Genomic DNA, 21,251 nt, shown 5'->3' on the forward strand with positions numbered 1-21,251 from the left:
GCTTTTTCTTTTGCCTGGCACAGCACGCAGTCGCGCTTAGAACGACTCGTCCGGGCCGAGGTAGCGCCACTGTCCGGGCGGTAAGGCGCCGAGCATCACATTGCCCATCCGCACGCGCTTGAGGCCCACCACCTGCAAGCCGACTAGTTCGCACATGCGGCGAATCTGGCGCTTCTTGCCTTCACGCAGTACAAAGCGCAATTGCTCGCCGTTTTGCCAGCTGACCATCGCGGGCTTGAGCGGCACGCCGTCGAGTTCGAGACCATGGCGCAGTTGCGCCAGACCCTCGGCCGGAAACTGATGCTCGACATCCGTTTCGACGTCGCCGTAGCTGACGCGCACCAGATACTCCTTGTCGATCTCCGAATGCCCGCCGATCAGTTGCTTCGCGATGCGGCCGTCTTGCGTCAGCACGAGCAGCCCCGTCGAATCGATATCGAGGCGGCCAGCGGGCGCCAGTTGCCGCAAGTGGACGGCCGTGAAACGGATGTCGGTGCGGTCGCCGTCCCAGCGGTTCTCGGGTTTGACGAGGGTCACGGCCGGCTCGTAGCCGTCTTCCGCCTGACCCGACACGTAGCCGACCGGCTTGTGCACGAGTATCGTCACCTGCTTCTGCTGAGCGGCCTGAGCGGCCGGGTCGATCTGGATATCGGCGTCGGGGCGGACCTTCGTGCCGAGCATATCGACGACGACGCCGTCGACCGTGACCCAACCCTTTTCGATCCATTCGTCCGCTTCGCGGCGCGAGCACAGGCCGAGTTCGGACATCAACTTTGACAGGCGCAGATTGCCGGGCGCGTCGTTGAATTCGCCTTCGTCGCGCTGACGCGGCGCGGTGGCCGGACGGGGCTTGCGTGCCGTCTTTTCAGCGGGGCGGTCGAAGCGCGCCGGACGGTCGAAGCTGTCTTCGACCGAGCGTGCGTCGCGTTTGGCCTTCGTGGCGCGCGGCGCGGCCTTGGGCGGTGCGTCGCTGGCGCGGTCCGCGTAGCTCGACTTCACTTGCTTTGCGTAAGTGCGTTCGCTACGACCTTCTGCATCGTCGCTGCGGCCGGGGCGCGGTGCGCCCTCGCCGCGTGGACGGCGTTCCGGTGCCGCACCGCGATCTTCGTAGGCAGCCTTGGGCGGGCGTGCGTAAGTGCGTTCGCTACGACCTTCTGCGTCGTCGCTGCGGCCGCGGCGCGGTGCGCCTTCGCCGCGTGGGCGGCGTTCCGGTGCCGCGCCGCGATCTTCGTAGGCAGCCCTGGCTGGGCGCGCATAACTGCGTTCGCCGCGTGCTTCCGATCGTTCGCCGCGAGGAGCGCGCGTCGTGCGGCCTTCGGGGGCGTCGTCGCGGTAACGTCGTTCCGTGCGTTCGCGCGGCGGTGCACCTTCAGGGCGCGCGGTACGCGGAGCACGGCGGCCATCATCGTTCTCGCGCGGTGTGCGTCGTGCACCGCGTGCATCGTCCTCGCGCGAGAAACGCGGCGCGCGTTCGCCCGCACCCGCCGACGCTCCGCTGCGCGGCGGACGATCGGAGGAGGTGCGTCGGTCGGTTCGGGCGTCGGCGTCGCGACGGAACCCCGCACCGGCGGAAGCGCCTTCCTTGCGCGCCGGGCGATCGGCCGACGGACGGCGCTCGAACGAAGCGGAATTGCCGCGCTCGGAATCGCCGCGCTCGCGTGAACCAGCGCCCGCAGCACGCGCCGGACGGTCGCCGGAGCGAGCGGGTGCGCCGTTGCGAGCACCCGTTGACGGACCACGCCGTTCTCCCGGCGCCCCGGCCGCGTTGCTCCTCGTGGACGGGCGCTTAGCCGCTTCGCCGGAAGTGCTCGTGCTTCGACGCGCAGCGGGTGCGCCCGCCGACGAACCGGCGTCGCTGCGCGGCTTCCTTGGCGCGGCGGGTTTGTCTGCCGGGGCGGACGCCCGGGTCGACTTGCGGGCAGTTGTGCTGCCCGAACGCACAGGGGCGCGTTCGGACGAAGCCGGCCGCGGATGCTTGGCTGTCAGTTTGACTCGCATGAAATCTCACACTGCGATCGCGCGCAGCAGCTCCGTTTCGACCTGGATTTGTCGTCGGTTGTCCGAGAGGCCGTGTCCGTCGAGTAGGAACACGTCCTCGACACGTTCGCCGAGCGTATTGATCCGCGCCGCATGGACGCCGACCCGGTGCTCGGCCAGCACGCGCGCGATCGAATAAAGAAGGCCCGGCCGGTCGTTGGCCGACACGGACAGGATGTAATACTGGCCGCGCTCGTCGGCCCGCAGGTCGACGCGCGGCGTCACGGGGAACGTGCGCGACAGGCGCGACAAACGGCCCTTCGACGGCTCCGGCAGCAGCGTGCCTTCCGCTCTCAGGCGTTCCGCCAGTTCCTGTTCGACGAGGTTGGCGATGTCGCGATAGTGCACATCACGCTCCGTGTGCTGGACGAGGAAGTTGTCGAGCGCGTAACCGTGTTTGGTCGTGCTGACGCGTGCATCGAGCACGGACAGCGAATTGCGGTCGAAATACGCGCAGATGCCCGCGAACAGGTCGGGGCGATCTTTCACGTAGACGAGCACCTGCAGCGCTTCGCCGATGGGCGACGGCCGCGCACGCACGATCGGCGTCACCGTCTCGACATGGCGATACAGCACACGCGTCTGCCACGCGATATCGGCGGCGTCATGGCGCAGGAAATAGCCGACGTCGAGCTTGTCCCACAGTGCTCGATGTGCGTTTTCGGGCACCGTTTCGAGTCGTAGCAATGCCAGAGCTTCTTCCTGGCGCTGCTTCAGTTCCGAGTGCGCATCGGGACGCGCGCCGCCGAGCACAGCGAGCGTCGCGCGGTACAGGTCCTCGAGCAGCTTGCCTTTCCACGTGTTCCAGACCTTCGGACTGGTGCCGCGAATATCCGCGACCGTCAGCAGGTACAGCCCCGTCAGGTGCCGCTCGGTGCCGACCAGATCGGCGAAACGCTTGATCACTTCCGGATCGCTCGTGTCCTGCTTCTGCGCGACCTGGCTCATCGTCAGGTGATGCTGCACGAGCCAGACGACCAGTGCCGTGTCGTCGGCCGACATGTTGTGATCGCGGCAGAAACGGCGCGCGTCGGCCATACCGAGCGTCGAGTGATCGCCGCCGCGCCCCTTCGCGATGTCGTGGAACAGCGCGGCTACGTACAGCACGTACGGCCGGTCGAAATTCGCAATCAGCTGGCTGCAGAACGGATATTCGTGCGCGTGCTCCGCGACTGCGAAGCGCCGCATGTTCCTAAGCACCATCAGAATATGCTGATCGACCGTATAGACGTGATACAGATCGTGCTGCATCTGTCCGACGATGCGTCGGAAGTTCAGCAGATAGCGCCCCAACACGCTGGTCTGGTTCATCAGACGCATCGCATGCGTGATGCCCTGCGGCTGCTTGAGGATTTCCATGAACAGGCGGCGATTTTCGGGGTCGCGCCGCCAGTGCTGATCCATCTTGTCGCGCGCGTTGTACAGCGCGCGCAGCGTGCGTGCCGACAGGCCTTTGACGCCGGGCGTTTCTTCGTACAGCAGGAAGGCTTCGAGGATAGCGTTCGGCTCGCGCTCGAAAACGTCGTCGCTGGCGATTTCCAGCATGCCCTGTTTCTCGACGAAACGATCGGACAGAACGCGCGTGATACCGCTCGTGCTGGGAAAAAGCTGCGCTTCGATGTTCTGGATCAGAATGGTCGAGAGCTGCGTGACGGCTTTCGCGGCCCAGTAGTAGCGGCGCATCAGCTGCTCGCTGGCGCGCCGTGCGGACGTGGCCTTGAAGCCGAAGCTCTCGGCGAGCGGCGTCTGCAGATCGAACACCAGAATGTCCTGGCGGCGGCCCGCCAGCACGTGCAGACGGGCGCGCAGCGTCTTCAGAAAACCTTCGTTGCGGCGCAGTTCGCGCGCTTCGCGCTCGGTGATCAGACCGCGCGCGTCGAGTTCGCGCCAACTGCTGCCGAAGCCCGCCGCCTGCGTGATCCACAGAATCAGCTGAAGATCGCGCAAGCCGCCTGGGCTTTCCTTGATGTTCGGCTCGAGCGCGTAGGGCGTGTCCTGGAATTTCGCATGGCGCTGGCGCATCTCCAGCACTTTTGCCTGGAAGAATGCGCGTGGATCGAGCGCGTCGCGATAACGCAGCGAAAAACTCTCAAACAGCGTCGTGCTGCCGACGATACGCCGCGCCTCGAGCAATGAGGTCTGCACGGTAACGTCGTTGGCCGCTTCCTCGATGCATTGCGAGACTGTACGCACGCTGCTGCCCAGTTCCAGCCCCAGGTCCCACGCAAGGCCGATGAAGCGCTCGATACGCGCATCGAGATGCGGCATCGGCTCGTCGGGCAGCAGCACGAGAATGTCGATGTCGGAATGCGGCGCCAGTTCGCCGCGCCCATATCCGCCGACCGCCAGCAGTGCCAGCGAGGCGGGGAGGTCGCACGCCGTCCAGGCGCCGCGCAGCGCATCGTCGGTGATGCGAGCGAGCGAGCGCATCAACGTGTCGACGTTGGACGCGGTCTTGAAGCGGTCGAGCAGCGGGGTCTTGGCCACCTTGTAATCCGCCTTGAGAGACGTGGCATCGGAATGGGCGACAGCGTGAACGCTACTCATAGGCGGCGGGTGGCGACGAAGATGATCAGGCCGTGGCGGCGGCGATTTGCGGACGCGCGGGCGTGCCTTCCGAAACGGTCAGCACTTCGTAGCCCGTCGGCGTGACGAGGATCGTGTGCTCCCATTGCGCGGACAGGCTGCGGTCCTTGGTCTTGACCGTCCACTGGTCGGGCATTGTGCGGATTTCGCGGCGGCCGGCGTTGATCATCGGCTCGATCGTGAAAATCATGCCCGCCTGCAGTTCGATGCCCGTGCCGGGGCGGCCGTAATGCAGGATCTGCGGATCGTCGTGGAACACCTGGCCGATGCCGTGCCCGCAATATTCGCGCACGACGCTGTAGCCGAGGCCCTCCGCGTGTTTCTGGATCGCATGGCCGATGTCGCCGAGATGCGCGCCCGGGCGTACCTGTTCGATGCCGAGCCACATGCATTCATATGTGGTCTGGACGAGGCGCTTCGCCATGATCGAGCCCTCGCCGACGATGAACATGCGGCTCGTGTCGCCGAAATAGCCGTTCTTGATCACGGTGACGTCGATATTCAGCGCGTCGCCGTTCTTCAGCGCCTTGTCGCCGGGGATGCCGTGGCAGATCACGTCGTTGACCGACGTGCAGACGGCCTTCGGGAACGGCGGATAGCCGGGCGGCTGGTAATTCAGCGGCGCCGGAACCGTGCCTTGCACGTTCGTCATGTATTCGTGGCACAGACGGTCGAGTTCTCCCGTCGTGATGCCTGGTTTGACGAACGGCGTGATGTAGTCGAGCACCTCGCTCGCGAGCCGTCCGGCGATGCGCATCTGCGCGATATCGTCTTCGTTTTTGAGCGTAATAGCCATGAGTCGGGCCTGAAATGCGGTTTATCGCGGAATTATCGCACCTTATTCGCGTGATCGCTGGGGTTTGCTGGGCGATCCCGTTTGGCGGGGTGCATGCGGCGCGGCCTCGCCGATGCGCCGGTGCCCCGCGGTGCCGCATGGCGGCGCAACCGGCGGCATCAGCTTGGGCAACCGGGCAGGTTGAGTCCGGCAATGCTCGCGTGCTATACTCTTTGGCTAAGTCAATCGTCAGTTTGAATGCTTGTTCATTCTGGCGGCGGGCTTCCTTGCGAGCAGTGCAGTAACGTGAGTTCGCAAGATTCGCGAGCCGGCGCACCCAGGGTGTTTGCGGCGTCAGGTCTTCCCGAAATGCGGCGAAGACGGCGCGGCGGATACGGCAGCCGGCTTAAGACCCAACCCTAGCGGAGATTTTCATGGCAGTTACCATGCGTCAGATGCTGGAAGCCGGTGTCCACTTCGGTCACCAGACGCGCTTCTGGAACCCCAAGATGGCCCCCTTCATTTTCGGCCATCGCAACAAGATTCACATCATCAACCTCGAAAAGACGCTGCCGATGTACAACGACGCGCTGAAGTACGTGCGTCAACTGGCAGCGAACCGCGGCACGATCCTGTTCGTCGGCACGAAGCGCCAGTCGCGCGACACGATCGCCGAAGCAGCGCAGCGCGCAGGCATGCCGTACGTCAACGCACGCTGGCTGGGCGGCATGCTGACCAACTTCAAGACGCTGAAGGTTTCGATCAAGCGCCTGAAGGACATGGAAGCGGCTGTCGAAGCGGGCGAGCTCGAGAAGATGAGCAAGAAGGAAGCGCTGCTGTTCGAACGCGAAATCGCCAAGCTGCAAAAGTCGATCGGCGGCGTGAAGGACATGGGCGGCATTCCTGACGCGATTTTCGTCGTCGACGTCGGCTATCACAAGATTGCCGTGACGGAAGCGAACAAGCTGGGCGTGCCCGTCATCGCTGTGGTCGACACGAACCACTCGCCGGAAGGTGTGGATTACGTGATCCCGGGCAACGACGACGCAAGCAAGGCTGTCGCGCTGTACACGCAAGGCGTGGCTGACGCGATCCTCGAAGGCCGTGCCAACGCGGTCAACGAAGTCGTGCAGGCAGTCCGCGGCACCGACGGCGACGAGTTCGTCGAGGTCAACGGGGAAGCGTAAAGCACCCTGTGTCCGGCAAAAAAGGGGGCTCTCTATAGTCCCCTTTTTTTTAGTCGCGACGATCTGAATGTGCGTGCCGAAAAAGGCACGTTGCAGCGCCCGAAGAAATAATTGTGCGCTGCGCGGAAACGAAATGCTGTCGCCGGCATCGAATGCGGGCGGCGTGTGACAGACAGACTCAAGGAGCGAATGATGGCGGCAATTACCGCAAGCATGGTGGCAGAACTGCGCGCGAAGACCGATGCGCCGATGATGGAATGCAAGAAGGCGCTGACGGAAGCCGACGGCGACATGGCGCGCGCGGAAGAACTGCTGCGCGTGAAGCTCGGCAACAAGGCAAGCAAGGCAGCGTCGCGCGTCACGGCTGAAGGCGTGATCGCTTCGTTCATCGAAGGCGGCGTCGGCGCGATCGTCGAACTGAACTGCGAAACCGACTTCGTTTCGAAGAACGACGACTTCATCGGCTTCTCGAAGAAGGTCGCCGAACTGGTGGTCAAGCAGAACCCGGCTGACGTCGCTGCCCTGTCGGCACTGGCTCTGGACGGCTCGACGGTCGACGCAGTGCGTTCGGCACTGGTCGGCAAGATCGGTGAAAACCTGTCGATCCGCCGCTTCGCACGCTTCGAAACGTCGAACAAGCTGGCAGCGTACCTGCACGGCACGCGCATCGGCGTGCTGGTCGAGTACACGGGCGCGGACGAACAGGTCGGCAAGGACGTCGCGATGCACATCGCGGCAATGAAGCCGGTTTCGCTGTCGTCGGACGACGTTCCCGCCGATCTGATCGCCAAGGAGCGCAGCATCGCCGAACAGAAGGCTGCCGAATCGGGCAAGCCGGCTGAGATCGTCGCGAAGATGGTCGACGGCTCGGTGCAGAAGTACCTGAAGGAAGTGTCGCTGCTGAACCAGCCGTTCGTGAAGAACGACAAGCAGACGATCGAGCAGATGCTGAAGGCGGCGAGCGCAAGCGTGCAGAAGTTCTCGCTGTTCGTGGTCGGCGAAGGCATCGAGAAGCGCCAGGACGACTTCGCTGCTGAAGTCGCTGCGCAAGTCGCTGCTGCAAAGCAACAATAAGCGTCATTTAAGTTTCACGCAGTACCGTTTGACCCGCGGCGGGGCTGGACTCCGCCGCGGCCGGCAGCGTCCTTGGGCCACGGCGCGCGAAAGGCGCGCCGTGGTCGCCCGGTTGGCAGGCTTCGACCGATCGTCGAGGCGCGTCAATTTGGCGGCGCTTGCCCGAACCCGTATTTCACCCCTACAGTTAGTTCCTTGTTGTTTGGCGGCTTTTTGCCCTGCTCAGCGCGATCTGGATATCTCTATGCCCACTGCCTATAAACGCGTCCTCCTCAAACTCTCTGGCGAAGCCCTGATGGGCGATGATGCATTCGGCATCAATCGCGCGACGATCGAAAGAATGGTGGCGGACGTGGCCGAGGTGGTGCGGCTCGGTACGCAGCTCGCCGTGGTGATCGGCGGCGGCAATATCTTTCGCGGCGTCGCAGGCGGTGCAGCGGGCATGGACCGTGCAACGGCTGACTACATGGGCATGCTGGCCACGATGATGAACGCGCTGGCGCTGCAGGACGCGATGCGTCACGCCGGCATCGAGGCGCGCGTGCAGTCGGCGCTGCGCATGGATCAGGTGGTCGAGCCTTACATCCGTCCCCGCGCGATCCGTCAGCTGGAAGAAGGCAAAGTCGTGATTTTCGCGGCCGGCACCGGCAATCCGTTCTTCACGACCGACACGGCGGCGGCGCTGCGCGGCTCGGAAGTGGGCGCCGAAGTGGTGTTGAAGGCGACCAAGGTCGACGGCGTCTATTCCGCCGACCCGAAGAAGGACCCGTCGGCGACGCGCTACACGACGATCAGTTTCGACGAGGCAATCGGCCGCAACCTGCAGGTGATGGACGCGACGGCGTTCGCGCTGTGCCGCGACCAGAAGCTGCCGATCCGCGTGTTTTCGATCGTGAAGCCGGGCGCGCTCAAGCGCATCGTGCAGGGCGAAGACGAAGGCACGCTCGTCCACGTGTAAACTCTCTTGCATTCTGTGGGCTTGAACGCGGGCTCTGGCTGCGCCTCGCGCGCTGGCGGGCCCGCATCGTTTTGAAGGTTCGGAGGTTTAATCATGTCTGTGGCTGACACCAAGAAAGGCGCTGAGCAGAAGATGCAGCGCTCGCTCGACGCGTTCAAGAACGATCTGTCGAAGATCCGTACGGGCCGTGCCCACACGGGTCTGCTCGATCACATCCAGGTCGATTACTACGGTTCGCCCGTGCCGATCTCGCAGGTCGCGAACCTGACGCTCGTCGACGCCCGCACGATCGGCGTGCAGCCGTGGGAAAAGAAGATGGTCTCCGTCGTCGAAAAGGCGATCCGCGAATCGGATCTGGGCCTGAACCCGGCTTCACACGGCGACGTAATCCGCGTTCCGATGCCTCCGCTGACGGAAGAGCGCCGCAAGGAACTCACCAAGGTCGTCAAGAGCGAAGGCGAAACGGCCAAGGTGGCCGTGCGCAATCTGCGCCGCGATGCCAACGAGCAGCTCAAGAAGCTCGTGAAGGACAAGGAAATCTCGGAAGACGACGAGCGCCGCGCCAGCGACGACGTCCAGAAGCTGACGGACAAGTTCGTGGCCGAGATCGACAAGCTCGTGCAGACCAAGGAAGGCGAGATCATGACGGTTTGACGGTCTGGCGCAAACCAGACACGCAAATTTTCACTGATCATCGTTTCTTTCTTTAGCTTTACCCGACGGCCATGACCTATACAAGCTCAACCGTTCGCGTACCTGACGTGTCAGCCGTACCGCGTCACATCGCGATCATCATGGACGGCAATGGCCGTTGGGCGACTCAACGCCGTCTCCCGCGCGTTGCGGGCCATACCCGCGGTGTCGACGCCGTGCGCGCGGCTGTCGAAGCCTGCGCGCGCCAGGGCGTCGAATACCTGACGCTGTTCGCGTTCAGTTCCGAAAACTGGCGCCGTCCGACCGACGAAGTGTCGTTCCTGATGCGTCTGTTCGTCACTGCGCTCGAGCGCGAAATCGGCAAGCTGCACGCCAACGGCATCCGCTTGCGCGTCGTGGGCGATCTGTCGATGTTCGACAAGAAGATCCAGGATCTGATCACCCGCGCCGAAACCAAGACCGCGAAGAACACGCGTCTCACGCTGACCATCGCCGCGAACTACGGCGGCCGCTGGGACATCATGCAGGCCACGCGCAAGCTGGTCGAGCAGTCGGTGGCGGCGGGCCGTTCCGTCGAGATCAGCGAGGAAGCCTTCGCGGAACACCTCGCGATGGCCTACGCACCCGAGCCGGACCTGTTCGTCCGCACGGGCGGCGAGCAGCGCATCAGCAACTTCCTGCTGTGGCAGCTGGCCTACACCGAGTTCTATTTCACCGATACCTACTGGCCGGATTTCGACGCCGACGCGCTTGGCCGCGCAATGGCCTCGTACACCGGTCGCGAGCGCCGCTTTGGCCGGACCAGCGCGCAGCTCGAGCCGCAATCGCAAAACGTCGATTCGCTTCCATGCTAAAAACCCGTGTCATCACGGCGATCGTCCTGCTGGCCATTCTTCTGCCTGTCACGCTGTGGGCGCCGATCGGCGGCTTCGGCGCGCTGATCGCCTTCGTCGTCGTGTTCGCCGCATGGGAATGGGCGCGGCTTCTGAAGCTGCCGGGCGCCGGGCCTGTGATCTACGCGATCGTCGCAGCGCTCGCGCTCGTCGTCAGCACGAAGCTCGGCACGGGTGTCACGGCGCCGCGGCCGCTCTTCCAGGCGTCGTCAATCTTCTGGATATTCGCCGGGCCGTTCGTGCTGCTGCGCAAGCCGACGCTCGCGCAGGGCGCATGGCGGCCGTTCCTGCTGCTGGCTGGTGTCGTCGTGTTCGCCGCCTGCTGGCATGCGCTCGTCGCGGCGCGGATGGCGGGCGTGCCATTCGTGCTTTCCCTGCTGCTGGTGGTCTGGCTGGCCGATATCGGCGCATACTTTGCCGGAAAGGCATTCGGCAAGCATAAGCTCGCGCCGTCGATCAGCCCTGGCAAGACCTGGGAAGGGGCGATCGGCGGATGGCTGGCCGTGATGATCGTCGCCGCCGTAACCGTCGCCACCCATGCCTTCGCGCCGACCCTGTTTTCCGCGCTGCTCGACCATCTGGGCACCGCTCGTGCGTTTGCCACGCTGACCTTGCTGGTCGTGTTCAGCGTGGTGGGCGATCTGTTCGAATCGATGCTCAAGCGCCAGGCCGGCGTGAAGGATTCGAGCAATCTGCTGCCGGGTCACGGCGGCGTGCTCGACCGCATCGACGCTTTGTTGCCGGTGCTGCCGCTCGCGATGCTCGTATTGTCGTAGCCCATTGGCTAGAGAAAGAGATATGCAAAAACGACTTACTTTGCTCGGTTCCACGGGCTCGATCGGAGACAGCACGCTCGACGTCGTCGCGCGTCATCCTGACCGCTTCTCGGTGTACGCGTTGACGGCACACCGCAACGGCGACAAGCTCGTCGAGCAATGCCTGCGCTTCCAGCCCGAAGTGGCCGTGGTCGGCGATGCCGACACGGCGGCAAGCGTGGCCGCGAAACTGCGCGCAGCGGGCTGCAAGACGGAAGTCGCGTACGGTCCGCAGGCATTGGTCGACGTGTCGAAGAGCGACGGCTGCGATACCGTGGTCGCCGCGATCGTCGGGGCGGCCGGTCTGGAGCCGAGTCTCGCGGCGGCGCGCGCCGGCAAGCGCATTCTGCTCGCGAACAAGGAAGCGCTCGTGATGTCGGGCTCGATCTTCATGGACGCGGTGCGCGACAACGGCGCGATCCTCCTGCCCGTCGACAGCGAACACAACGCCATCTTCCAATGCCTGCCGCGCGAATCGGCGCTGCATGGCGGCGTGTCGAAGATCATTCTCACGGCGTCGGGCGGCCCGTTCCGCACGCGCGAACCGTCCTCGCTCGTCGACGTGACGCCGGAAGAGGCGTGCAAGCACCCGAACTGGGTGATGGGCCGCAAGATTTCCGTCGATTCGGCGACGATGATGAACAAGGGCCTCGAAGTGATCGAGGCACATTGGCTCTTCAATCTGCCGGGCGACCGTATCGACGTCCTGATCCATCCGCAGAGCGTGATCCATTCGCTCGTGTCGTACGCGGACGGTTCGGTGCTCGCGCAACTGGGTAACCCGGACATGCGCACGCCCATCGCGCACGCGCTCGCGTTTCCCGATCGCGTGGACTCCGGCGTCGCGCAACTCGATCTCGTGCAGATTGCGCAACTGTCGTTCGAAAAGCCCGATTACACGCGCTTCCCGTGCCTCGCGCTGGCCATGAAGGCGCTGGCCGAAGGCGGCGTCGCGAGCGCGGCGCTGAATGCGGCGAACGAGATCGCGGTCGAAGCGTTCCTGACGCGCCGCATCGGCTTCATGGCGATCGCGCAAGTGGTCGACGCCGTGCTGAATACCTTGCCCAACCGCGAGGCAACGAGCCTCGCTGACGTGGTCGATGCCGACGCCGCCGCGCGCCGCGCCGCCCACGCGTACATCGACGGTCTGCCGGCGGGCGCTCGCCTTACGGAACGCGCCGTCCAGTGAGGCGTTTATGAACCTGCTGATCGAACTGGTCGCCTTCGCAGTCGCGATTGGCGTACTGGTGGTCGTCCATGAGTATGGCCACTACAGCATCGCGCGCCTGTGCGGCGTCAAAGTGCTGCGTTTTTCGATCGGCTTCGGCAAGCCGCTCGCGCGTTGGGTCAGCAAGAAGACGGGTACCGAGTGGACCATCGCGGCGTTGCCGTTGGGCGGCTACGTCAAGATGCTCGACGAGCGCGAAGAGGGCGTGCTCATCGCACCGGACGACCTGCCGCGCGCATTCAACCGTCAATCGGTGGGCAAGCGTATCGCGATCGTGGCGGCCGGCCCGGTCGCCAACTTCATCCTGGCTATCGTGCTGTTCGCTGCGGTGTTCGCGACGGGCGTCACGGAACCCGCTGCAATCGTCGCGGCGCCCGCAGCCGAAACGGCGGCGGCGCGCGCGGGCTTCGACGGCGGCGAGACCGTGGTGGCCGTGCGCGACGCGAATGCGGGCGAATCCGAGTCGGTTCGCTCGTGGTCCGATCTGCGCTGGAAGCTGCTGGGTGCCGCATTCGATCACAAGCGTGTAGTGCTGACCGCGAAGGACGCGCACGGCACCTTCGACTTCCCGCTCGACTTGCAGAACCTTACCGAGAAGGAGGTCGATGACGAATTCATGTCGCGTCTCGGCTTCGAGCCGGGCGGGGGCACGCTGTCGGTGGCGGGTGTGCAGTCCGGCAGCGCGGCACTGCAGGCGGGCCTGCGCGCAGGCGACCGGATTCGCGCGATCGACGGTCATCCCGCTGACAACGCAACGACCTTCATCAACTACATCAAGTCGCATGCGGGTACGCCGATCGTGCTGCAGATCGAACGCGGCGCGAAGAATCAGCAAGCGGGTGCATTACAGAATCTAACCATCGTACCCGGCACGCAGCGCGATGAAACGACGGGTCAGCCGATCGGCCGGATCGGTGCGGAACTCGCGACCCAGGTGCCTTCCATCGACGTGCGCTATGGTCCTGTGGAAAGCCTGCGGCTGGGCGTGCATCGCACGTGGGACCTTGCTGTGTACTCGGTGCGGATGTTCGGCCGGATGATCGTCGGCGAAGCATCGCTGAAGAACCTGTCGGGTCCCGTTACCATCGCGGACTACGCAGGCAAGAGCGCAAGACTCGGTCCTTCAGCATTCCTTTCGTTCCTCGCGCTAGTCAGCATAAGCCTCGGCGTGCTCAACCTTTTACCAATACCGGTATTGGACGGGGGGCATCTGTTATATTATCTGGTTGAAGCTGTTACCGGCAAAGCCGTATCGGATCGCTGGCAGCTCGTTCTTCAAAGAGCGGGACTGGCTTGTATCGTCGCCTTGTCGGCGATCGCGCTGTTCAACGATCTTGCTCGTTTAATCCATTTTTAAAGTGTCTGGCGGCGTACGATGGCGCCCGCCTGACCTGATGCAGCTATACACACTGGGGAAGCACGTTGTTTAAACCTCATCGCTTTGTTCCAAAGACGGTTGTAGCCGCGGCAATCGCCGCGCATGGGCTGGCGGCCCACGCGACGACACCCTTCGTGGTGAAAGACATTCGGATCGAGGGGCTGCAGCGGGTCGAACCCGGCACGGTGTTCTCCTACCTCCCCATCAAGCAAGGCGACACGTTTACCGACGAGAAGGCTTCCGAAGCCATCCGCGCGCTGTACGCAACGGGCTTCTTCAACGACGTGAAGATCGCCACGGAAGGCGAGGTCGTGGTCGTGCAGGTGCTCGAACGTCCCGCCATCGGCACGATCGATTTCTCCGGTCTGCATGAATTCGAAAAGGACAACCTGGTCAAGGCGCTGCGCGCCGTCGGTCTGTCGCAGGGCCGCTACTACGACAAGGCGCTCGTCGACAAGGCCGAGCAGGAACTGAAGCGCCAGTATCTGACGCGCGGTTTTTACGCAGCTGAAGTCACGACTACGATCACGCCGATCGATCGCAACCGTGTTGCGGTCCTGTTCGCCGTGATCGAAGGTCCTAGCGCGAAGATCCGCCAGATCAACTTCATCGGCAACAAGTCGTTCAGCACGGGCACGCTGCGCGACGAAATGCAGCTGTCCACGCCGAACTGGTTCTCGTGGTACACGAAGAACGACTTGTATTCGAAAGAGAAGCTCACCGGCGACCTCGAGAACGTCCGCTCGTACTACCTGAATCGCGGCTATCTCGAGTTCAACATCGAGTCGACGCAGGTATCGATCACGCCGGACAAGAAGGACATGTATCTGACGGTGACGCTGCACGAAGGCGAGCCGTACACCATCAACAGCATCAAGCTCGCGGGCAATCTGCTCGACCGCGAAGCCGAGCTGAACAAGCTGATCAAGATCAAACCGGGCGACCGTTTCTCGGCGGAAAAGCTGCAGGCCACGACGAAGGCGATCGTCGACAAGCTCGGTGAATACGGCTATGCGTTCGCCACGGTGAACGCGCTGCCGCAGATCGACCAGGAACATCACAAGGTCGACCTCACGCTGCAGGTCGATCCGAGCCGCCGTGTCTACGTGCGCCGCATCAACGTGGTCGGCAACACGCGTACACGCGACGAAGTCGTGCGTCGCGAAATGCGCCAGCTCGAAAGCTCGTGGTTCGATTCGAACCGCCTCGCGCTGTCGAAGGATCGTATCAACCGTCTCGGCTACTTCACGGACGTCGACGTGACGACCGTGCCTGTGGAAGGTACGCCGGACCAGGTGGACGTCGACGTCAAGGTCGCTGAAAAGCCGACGGGCGCGATCACCCTGGGTGCCGGCTTCTCGTCGACGGACAAGGTGGTCTTGTCGGCAGGCGTGTCGCAGGACAACGTGTTCGGTTCGGGTACGAGCCTCTCGGTGAACGTGAATACCGCGAAAACGTACCGCACGCTGACGGTGACCCAGGTCGACCCGTACTTCACGGTCGACGGCATCAAGCGCATCACGGACGTCTACTACCGCACGTACGAGCCGCTGTACTACTCGACGGACTCGAGCTTCCGCATCGTCACGATGGGTGGCGACCTGAAGTTCGGCATCCCGTTCTCGGAAGTGGACACGGTGTACTTCGGCGCAGGCTTCGAGCAGAACACGCTCGACGTCGACGCGAACACGCCGCAGGCCTACAAGAACTACGTGCAGGACTTCGGCCGCGTGTCGAACAACGTGCCGCTGACGGTCGGCTGGTCGCGCGACGCACGTGACAGCGCGCTGGTGCCGAGCCGCGGCTACTTCACGCAGGCGAACGCCGAATACGGCACGCCGATCGGCGGCACCGAGTATTACAAGGCCGACTTGCAGGCGCAGTACTATTACTCGTTCTCGCGCGGCTTCGTGATCGGCTTCAACGTGCAGGGCGGCTACGGCAACGGCATCGGCAACGCGTACCCGATCTTCAAGAACTACTACGCAGGCGGTATCGGCTCGGTCCGCGGCTATGAACCGAGCTCGCTGGGTCCGCGCGACAAGGTCACGAACGACCCGATCGGCGGCAACAAGATGTTCGTGTCGAACGTCGAACTGACGTTCCCGCTGCCGGGTACGGGTTATGACCGCACGCTGCGTGTGTTCACGTTCCTCGACGCCGGTAACGTCTGGGGCGATTCGCGTCAGGGCGGCGACACGACGGTCGGTTCGAACGGCCTGCGCTACGGTTACGGTGTGGGTCTCGCGTGGATTTCGCCGATCGGGCCGCTCAAGCTGTCGCTGGGCTTCCCGCTCCAGAAACATACGGGCGACCAGTATCAGAAGTTCCAGTTCCAGATCGGTACGGCGTTCTGATCGCGCGCACCGGAACTGGAACCCCTTACAGCATCGAGAGGATGACTTTGCTAACTGGTATGTTTTCGAAACGTGCGGCGTGTGCAATGGCTCTGGCCATGACGCTCGGCGTGGGCGCCGCCAACGCGGCGCAGGCGCAGGAAGCGCGAATCGCCGCGGTGAATTCGGATCGCATCCTGCGTGAGTCGACGTTGGCGAAAGCGGCGCAGACCAAGCTCGAAGCGGAGTTCGCGAAGCGCGACAAGGACCTGCAGGACATGGCGCAGCGTCTGAAGTCGATGTCCGACTCGCTGGACAAGAACGGCGCGTCGCTGGCGCCCGCCGACCGCGCGCAGAAGCAACGCGATCTGTCGCAACTCGACACGGATTTCCAGCGCAAGCAGCGTGAATTCCGCGAAGACCTGAACCAGCGCCGTAACGAAGAGCTGGCGTCCGTGCTCGACCGCGCGAACAAGGTGATCAAGCAGATCGCCGAGCAGCAGCACTACGATCTGATCGTGCAGGAAGCGGTCTACGTCAGCCCGCGCATCGACATCACCGATCAGGTGCTCAAGGCGCTGGCATCGAGCAGCAATTAAAGCCGGACCGGACGGCGCGTACAGCGGCCGCCCGGCGCAACACCTCCGGCGCGCGGAATCCGCGCCGCTTGGGTAACTGAACAGCAGGAGCAGTACACGCATGGCATTCACGCTCGAGGAGATCGTCCAGCGGTTCGGCGGAGAGGTCGTCGGCGATCGCGCGCACCGCGTCGGCAATCTGGCGCCGCTCGATCAGGCTGGCCCCGATCAACTGGCGTTTCTCGCCAATCCGAAGTACCTGGCGCAAGTCGAAACGACGCGCGCAGGCGCTGTGCTGATCAATGCAGCCGATCTCGCGAAGCTTGCGTCGCGCGATGGCCGCAATTTCATCGTCACGCCGAATCCCTACGCGTACTTCGCTCGTCTTGCGCAGGCCTTCATCGACATGGCTGCGCCCAAGGCGAAGCCGGGCGTGCATCCGGGCGCAACCGTCGACCCGTCTGCGCAGATTGCAGCAACGGCTGTCGTCGGCCCGAACGTGACGGTCGAAGCGGGCGCGGTGATCGGCGAGAACGTGCGGCTCGACGCAAATGTGTTCGTCGGGCGCGGCACGAGCATCGGCGCGGGTTCGCACCTGTACCCGAACGTTGCCGTGTATCACGGCTGCAAGCTCGGCGAACGCGCAATCGTGCACGCGGGGGCTGTAATCGGCTCGGATGGCTTCGGCTTCGCGCCGGACTTCGTCGGCGACGGCGATGCGCGCACGGGCAGCTGGGTGAAGATTCCACAGGTCGGTGGCGTATCGATCGGACCGGACGTCGAAATCGGTGCAAATACCACGATCGACCGCGGCGCGATGGCCGATACTGTCATCGAAGAATGCGTGAAGATCGATAACCTCGTGCAGATCGGACATAACTGCAAGATAGGCGCCTATACGGTGATCGCGGGTTGCGCAGGCGTCGCGGGCAGCACGACGATCGGCCGTCACTGCATGATCGGCGGCGCGGTCGGCATAGCCGGCCACGTCACCTTGGGCGATTACGTGATCGTCACGGCGAAGTCGGGTGTATCGAAATCGCTTCCGAAAGCGGGCATCTACACGAGCGCATTCCCGGCCGTGGATCATGCCGACTGGAACAGGAGCGCCGCGTTGATGCGCAATCTCGACAAATTGCGCGATCGCATCAAGGCGCTCGAAGCAGCAGTCGCCAGCGCCTCCGGAGACAAGGCGTAAGCACCTCGGGCACCATAAGCACGACGGAAGAAAAGCGCTGGCGCGCGCGGCCGATGGGCGGCGGGCCGCCGGCACAGGAACGGGCGGCAGGGCGCGTCGTCATCGATCGGACCCTTGCCCCCAGCATTCGCAGTCATCATCGCGCAACCCTTGCGTGAGCAGAAACACCATGAGCACCGAAAAAATCAATCTCGACATTCACAAGATTCTCACGCTGCTGCCGCATCGCTATCCGATCCTGCTCGTCGATCGGGTACTCGAACTCGAGCCGCACAAGAGCATCAAAGCGCTGAAGAATGTGTCGATCAACGAACCGTACTTCATGGGTCACTTCCCGAAGCGCCCCGTGATGCCGGGTGTGCTGATTCTGGAAGCGCTCGCGCAGACGGCTGCGCTGCTGACGTTCGCGGAAGAGCCGCACGATCCGGACAACACGCTGTACCTGTTCGTCGGCATCGACAATGCGCGCTTCAAGCGCGTGGTCGAACCGGGCGACCAGCTGATCCTGAACGTCACGTTCGAGCGTCATATGCGCGGCATCTGGAAGTTCAAGGCGCGCGCCGAAGTGGACGGCCAGGTCGCAGCCGAAGCCGACCTGATGTGCGCGGTGCGCCAGACGGACAGCGAGTAAGCGCTGGATCGGTAGGAACACCGGGCTTGTCGGAGAGCTCGCTGCAGCGAAAACAGACAATCGAAACATCGGGGCGGTCACACTCACGCTTTCACAGGTGACCGCGTCGGCGCGCCGGGTGATGCGACAGCGTCATCCGCGCAAGCAACGCAATTCAAGCGAGGGCGCATGAGCAGGATTCATCCCACTGCGATCATCGAGTCGGGCGCTCAGCTCGACGAATCGGTCGAAATCGGACCGTACGCCATCGTCGGCGCGAACGTCACAATCGGGGCGCGCACGACCATCGGTTCGCATAGCGTGATCGAAGGCTACACGACGATCGGCGAAGACAACCGCATCGGCCATTACGCGTCGGTCGGCGGTCGTCCGCAGGACATGAAGTACCGCGACGAGCCGACGAAGCTCGTCATCGGCAGTCGCAACACGATCCGTGAATTCACGACGATCCACACGGGCACCGTGCAGGACAAGGGCATCACCACGCTCGGCGACGACAACTGGATCATGGCCTACGTGCATATCGGCCACGACTGCCAGATCGGCAACAACGTGATCCTGTCGAGCAACGCGCAGATGGCGGGCCACGTGATCATCGGCGATCACGCGATCGTCGGCGGCATGTCGGGCGTGCACCAGTTCGTGCGCATCGGCGCGCATTCGATGCTGGGTGGCGCGTCGGCGCTCGTGCAGGACATTCCGCCGTTCGTGATCGCGGCGGGCAACAAGGCCGAGCCGCACGGCATCAATGTCGAAGGGCTGCGCCGCCGCGGCTTTTCGGCCGATGCGATTTCGGCGCTGCGTTCTGCCTACCGCCTGCTGTACAAGAACGGTCTGTCGCTCGAAGAGGCGAAGGTGCAATTGCGCGAACTCGCGACGGCGGGCGGCGACGGCGACGAGCCGGTGCGCGCGCTCGTCGACTTCGTCGAGCAGTCGCAGCGCGGCATCATCCGCTAACCGATGCCGTTGCCTACCAGTCCGCTACGGCTCGCAATGGTGGCCGGCGAGCCGTCGGGCGACCTGCTGGCGGCTTCGATGCTGGACGGGCTCGCGGCCCGTCTGCCAGACGCGACGCAGTACTTCGGTATCGGCGGCCCGCGCATGATCGCGAAGGGTTTCGATGCGCATTTCCCGATGGAAAAGCTGTCGGTGCGCGGTTATGTCGAAGCGCTGAAGCACATTCCCGAGATCCTCGGCATCCGCAACGAGCTGAAGCGCCAGTTGCTGGCCGAGCCGCCGTCGGCGTTCATCGGCGTCGACGCGCCCGACTTCAACTTCGGCCTCGAGCATCCGCTGCGCGACGCGGGTATTCCGACTATCCATTTCGTCTGTCCGTCCATCTGGGCATGGCGCGGTGGCCGCATCAAGAAGATCGTCAAGGCCGTCGATCACATGCTGTGCGTGTTCCCGTTCGAAAAGGCGCTGCTCGAGAAGTCGGGGGTGACGGCGACCTATGTCGGGCATCCGCTCGCCGACGAGATTCCGCTCGAACCGGACACGGCAGGCGCGCGCCGCGAACTCGGCCTGCCAGAAAGCGGTCCGGTGATCGCCGTGCTGCCGGGCAGCCGGCGCTCGGAGATTGCGCTGATCGGCCCGACGTTCTTCGACGCGATGGAGCTGATGTTGCAGCGCGAGCCGGGCGTGCGTTTCGTGATGCCGGCCGCGACGCCGGCGCTGCGCGAACTGCTGAAGCCGCTCGTCGACGCACACCCGAAGCTGCCGCTCACGCTGACGGACGGCAACGCGCAACGCGCGATGACGGCCGCCGACGCGATCCTCGTGAAGAGCGGCACGGTGACGCTGGAAGCGGCGCTGCTGAAAAAGCCGATGGTGATCTCGTACAAGGTGCCCTGGCTGACGGGGCAGATCATGCGCCGACAAGGCTATCTGCCGTACGTCGGTCTGCCGAACATTCTGGCTGGGCGTTTCGTCGTGCCGGAAATCCTGCAGCACTTCGCGACACCGGAAGCGCTGGCCGATGCCACGCTGACCCAGTTGCGCGACGACGCGAACCGGCGCACGCTGACGGAAATCTTCACCGAGATGCATCACGTGCTCAAGCAGAACACAGCGCAGCGCGCCGCCGAAGCCGTCGTCAGCGTGATCGAGACGCGCCGGGGGCGTCCATGACCCGCGCGGCGGGCACGGCTGCGCCGCGCCGCAAGACGTCGGCGAAGGCCACCGCGCAGGCCGGACTCGATTTCTCGTCGCCGCACGACGTCATTTGCGGCGTCGACGAAGCGGGGCGCGGTCCGCTCGCCGGGCCGGTGGTTGCGGCAGCCGTGATTCTCGATCCGGCGAAGCCGCGCATCCGCGGACTCACCGATTCGAAAGCGCTGACGGCGAAAAAGCGTGATGAACTGTACGAGAAGATCATCGAGCGCTCGCTGGCGTATTGCATTGCGTCGGCGTCCGTCGAAGAAATCGACTCGCTGAACATCCTGCACGCGACGATGCTCGCGATGAAGCGCGCCGTCGAAGGCCTGCACATTGCGCCGACGCTCGCGAAGATCGACGGCAACCGTTGCCCGTCGTTGAGCATTCGCAGCGAGGCGATCGTCAGCGGCGATCTGCTCGTGCCGTGCATTTCGGCGGCTTCGATTCTCGCGAAGGTCACGCGTGACCGCATGTTGCTCGAATTGCATCAGATGTTCCCGGTCTACGGTTTCGACGCGCACGCCGGCTACGGCACGCCGCAGCATCTGACGGCGCTGCGCGAGCATGGTCCGTGCGAGCATCACCGGCGCTCGTTCGCGCCCGTGCGTGAGGCGCACCTGCGCCTCGGCAAGGCCGTCGATCTGCCGAAGGGCGTCGTCGTCGCACCGGTTGCGACCGACGACGCGTTTCTCGCCGACGACAGCGCGCCGTTCTGATCCGGCAGTCAGCCATCAAGCGCCTGCGGGCGCTATTCTTTTCACCGCTT

At 64.0% G+C, this 21,251-nt stretch carries 18 protein-coding genes; 15 read left to right on the forward strand and 3 right to left on the reverse strand.

Annotation, left to right across the window (positions count from 1 at the left end; translation table 11 throughout):
• Positions 1–36: 36 nt before the first annotated feature.
• The 3 genes from G3N95_RS41005 to map all read right to left on the reverse strand — a co-directional run bounded on the left by G3N95_RS41005 (position 37) and on the right by map (position 5,419).
• Positions 37–999: a pseudouridine synthase gene (locus tag G3N95_RS41005; protein ID WP_346778370.1), complete on the reverse strand. Its 963-nt coding sequence runs from the start codon at positions 997–999 to the stop codon at positions 37–39.
• Between the two features lie 1,005 nt (positions 1,000–2,004).
• Entirely contained in the window at positions 2,005–4,584 is a 2,580-nt protein-coding gene (locus tag G3N95_RS10950) for a [protein-PII] uridylyltransferase (protein ID WP_205970008.1), read from the reverse strand.
• Between the two features lie 25 nt (positions 4,585–4,609).
• Positions 4,610–5,419: a type I methionyl aminopeptidase gene (gene map / locus G3N95_RS10955; RefSeq protein ID WP_205970009.1), complete on the reverse strand. Its 810-nt coding sequence runs from the start codon at positions 5,417–5,419 to the stop codon at positions 4,610–4,612.
• A 413-nt stretch (positions 5,420–5,832) separates the two neighbouring features.
• Between map and rpsB the strand changes: the two genes are divergently transcribed.
• From rpsB to rnhB, 15 genes are all read left to right on the forward strand, one after another.
• A complete protein-coding gene (rpsB, locus tag G3N95_RS10960) occupies positions 5,833–6,585 on the forward strand; it encodes a 30S ribosomal protein S2 (RefSeq protein ID WP_205970010.1) in 753 nt (250 codons plus the stop codon).
• Positions 6,586–6,777: 192 nt separating this feature from the next.
• Positions 6,778–7,659, forward strand: a complete 882-nt coding sequence (gene tsf, locus G3N95_RS10965) for a translation elongation factor Ts (RefSeq protein WP_205970110.1) — start codon at positions 6,778–6,780, stop codon at positions 7,657–7,659.
• Between the two features lie 244 nt (positions 7,660–7,903).
• Positions 7,904–8,617: a UMP kinase gene (gene pyrH, locus G3N95_RS10970; protein WP_012400732.1), complete on the forward strand. Its 714-nt coding sequence runs from the start codon at positions 7,904–7,906 to the stop codon at positions 8,615–8,617.
• 93 nt (positions 8,618–8,710) lie between these two features.
• Positions 8,711–9,271: a ribosome recycling factor gene (gene frr, locus G3N95_RS10975; RefSeq protein WP_205970011.1), complete on the forward strand. Its 561-nt coding sequence runs from the start codon at positions 8,711–8,713 to the stop codon at positions 9,269–9,271.
• A gap of 71 nt (positions 9,272–9,342) precedes the next feature.
• Positions 9,343–10,125, forward strand: coding sequence for a polyprenyl diphosphate synthase (gene uppS, locus G3N95_RS10980; protein WP_205970012.1), 783 nt, complete (start codon positions 9,343–9,345; stop codon positions 10,123–10,125).
• Positions 10,119–10,940 (forward strand): CDP-archaeol synthase, encoded by an 822-nt coding sequence (locus G3N95_RS10985; protein WP_205970013.1) that lies wholly within the window; start codon positions 10,119–10,121, stop codon positions 10,938–10,940. The genes uppS and G3N95_RS10985 overlap by 7 nt, the downstream gene beginning before the upstream one ends.
• A 22-nt stretch (positions 10,941–10,962) precedes the next feature.
• Positions 10,963–12,168 (forward strand): 1-deoxy-D-xylulose-5-phosphate reductoisomerase, encoded by a 1,206-nt coding sequence (locus G3N95_RS10990; protein WP_205970014.1) that lies wholly within the window; start codon positions 10,963–10,965, stop codon positions 12,166–12,168.
• Positions 12,169–12,175: 7 nt separating this feature from the next.
• On the forward strand, positions 12,176–13,564 hold the full coding sequence (rseP, locus tag G3N95_RS10995; protein WP_205970015.1) for an RIP metalloprotease RseP: 1,389 nt from the start codon (positions 12,176–12,178) through the stop codon (positions 13,562–13,564).
• Positions 13,565–13,629: 65 nt separating this feature from the next.
• A complete protein-coding gene (bamA, locus tag G3N95_RS11000) occupies positions 13,630–15,942 on the forward strand; it encodes an outer membrane protein assembly factor BamA (RefSeq protein WP_205970016.1) in 2,313 nt (770 codons plus the stop codon).
• Positions 15,943–16,028: 86 nt separating this feature from the next.
• Complete coding sequence (locus G3N95_RS11005) at positions 16,029–16,520, forward strand: OmpH family outer membrane protein (protein WP_241018377.1); 492 nt, start codon at positions 16,029–16,031, stop codon at positions 16,518–16,520.
• Positions 16,521–16,620: 100 nt separating this feature from the next.
• On the forward strand, positions 16,621–17,697 hold the full coding sequence (gene lpxD / locus G3N95_RS11010) for a UDP-3-O-(3-hydroxymyristoyl)glucosamine N-acyltransferase (RefSeq protein WP_205970018.1): 1,077 nt from the start codon (positions 16,621–16,623) through the stop codon (positions 17,695–17,697).
• Between the two features lie 169 nt (positions 17,698–17,866).
• Positions 17,867–18,328 (forward strand): 3-hydroxyacyl-ACP dehydratase FabZ, encoded by a 462-nt coding sequence (gene fabZ, locus G3N95_RS11015; RefSeq protein WP_035990836.1) that lies wholly within the window; start codon positions 17,867–17,869, stop codon positions 18,326–18,328.
• 168 nt (positions 18,329–18,496) lie between these two features.
• Positions 18,497–19,285: an acyl-ACP--UDP-N-acetylglucosamine O-acyltransferase gene (gene lpxA, locus G3N95_RS11020; protein ID WP_205970019.1), complete on the forward strand. Its 789-nt coding sequence runs from the start codon at positions 18,497–18,499 to the stop codon at positions 19,283–19,285.
• 3 nt (positions 19,286–19,288) lie between these two features.
• Positions 19,289–20,458 (forward strand): lipid-A-disaccharide synthase, encoded by a 1,170-nt coding sequence (gene lpxB / locus G3N95_RS11025; RefSeq protein WP_205970020.1) that lies wholly within the window; start codon positions 19,289–19,291, stop codon positions 20,456–20,458.
• The gene (gene rnhB, locus G3N95_RS11030) at positions 20,455–21,201 is read left to right on the forward strand and encodes a ribonuclease HII (protein WP_205970021.1); all 747 of its coding nucleotides are present in this window, start codon (positions 20,455–20,457) and stop codon (positions 21,199–21,201) included. Before lpxB ends, rnhB begins: the two co-directional genes overlap by 4 nt.
• Positions 21,202–21,251: the final 50 nt, after the last annotated feature.

The organism is Paraburkholderia sp. Tr-20389, from assembly GCF_017104565.1.
Classification (GTDB): domain Bacteria; phylum Pseudomonadota; class Gammaproteobacteria; order Burkholderiales; family Burkholderiaceae; genus Paraburkholderia.

What these genes read in the sequence shown, in the direction of transcription:
- G3N95_RS10950 (WP_205970008.1), bottom strand. Translation starts at nt 4,584, where the DNA reads ATGAGTAGCGTTCACGCTGTCGCCCATTCCGATGCCACGTCTCTCAAG.
- map (WP_205970009.1), bottom strand. Translation starts at nt 5,419, where the DNA reads ATGGCTATTACGCTCAAAAACGAAGACGATATCGCGCAGATGCGCATC.
- rpsB (WP_205970010.1), top strand. Translation starts at nt 5,833, where the DNA reads ATGGCAGTTACCATGCGTCAGATGCTGGAAGCCGGTGTCCACTTCGGT.
- tsf (WP_205970110.1), top strand. Translation starts at nt 6,778, where the DNA reads ATGGCGGCAATTACCGCAAGCATGGTGGCAGAACTGCGCGCGAAGACC.
- pyrH (WP_012400732.1), top strand. Translation starts at nt 7,904, where the DNA reads ATGCCCACTGCCTATAAACGCGTCCTCCTCAAACTCTCTGGCGAAGCC.
- frr (WP_205970011.1), top strand. Translation starts at nt 8,711, where the DNA reads ATGTCTGTGGCTGACACCAAGAAAGGCGCTGAGCAGAAGATGCAGCGC.
- uppS (WP_205970012.1), top strand. Translation starts at nt 9,343, where the DNA reads ATGACCTATACAAGCTCAACCGTTCGCGTACCTGACGTGTCAGCCGTA.
- G3N95_RS10985 (WP_205970013.1), top strand. Translation starts at nt 10,119, where the DNA reads ATGCTAAAAACCCGTGTCATCACGGCGATCGTCCTGCTGGCCATTCTT.
- G3N95_RS10990 (WP_205970014.1), top strand. Translation starts at nt 10,963, where the DNA reads ATGCAAAAACGACTTACTTTGCTCGGTTCCACGGGCTCGATCGGAGAC.
- rseP (WP_205970015.1), top strand. Translation starts at nt 12,176, where the DNA reads ATGAACCTGCTGATCGAACTGGTCGCCTTCGCAGTCGCGATTGGCGTA.
- G3N95_RS11005 (WP_241018377.1), top strand. Translation starts at nt 16,029, where the DNA reads ATGGCTCTGGCCATGACGCTCGGCGTGGGCGCCGCCAACGCGGCGCAG.
- lpxD (WP_205970018.1), top strand. Translation starts at nt 16,621, where the DNA reads ATGGCATTCACGCTCGAGGAGATCGTCCAGCGGTTCGGCGGAGAGGTC.
- fabZ (WP_035990836.1), top strand. Translation starts at nt 17,867, where the DNA reads ATGAGCACCGAAAAAATCAATCTCGACATTCACAAGATTCTCACGCTG.
- lpxA (WP_205970019.1), top strand. Translation starts at nt 18,497, where the DNA reads ATGAGCAGGATTCATCCCACTGCGATCATCGAGTCGGGCGCTCAGCTC.
- lpxB (WP_205970020.1), top strand. Translation starts at nt 19,289, where the DNA reads ATGCCGTTGCCTACCAGTCCGCTACGGCTCGCAATGGTGGCCGGCGAG.
- rnhB (WP_205970021.1), top strand. Translation starts at nt 20,455, where the DNA reads ATGACCCGCGCGGCGGGCACGGCTGCGCCGCGCCGCAAGACGTCGGCG.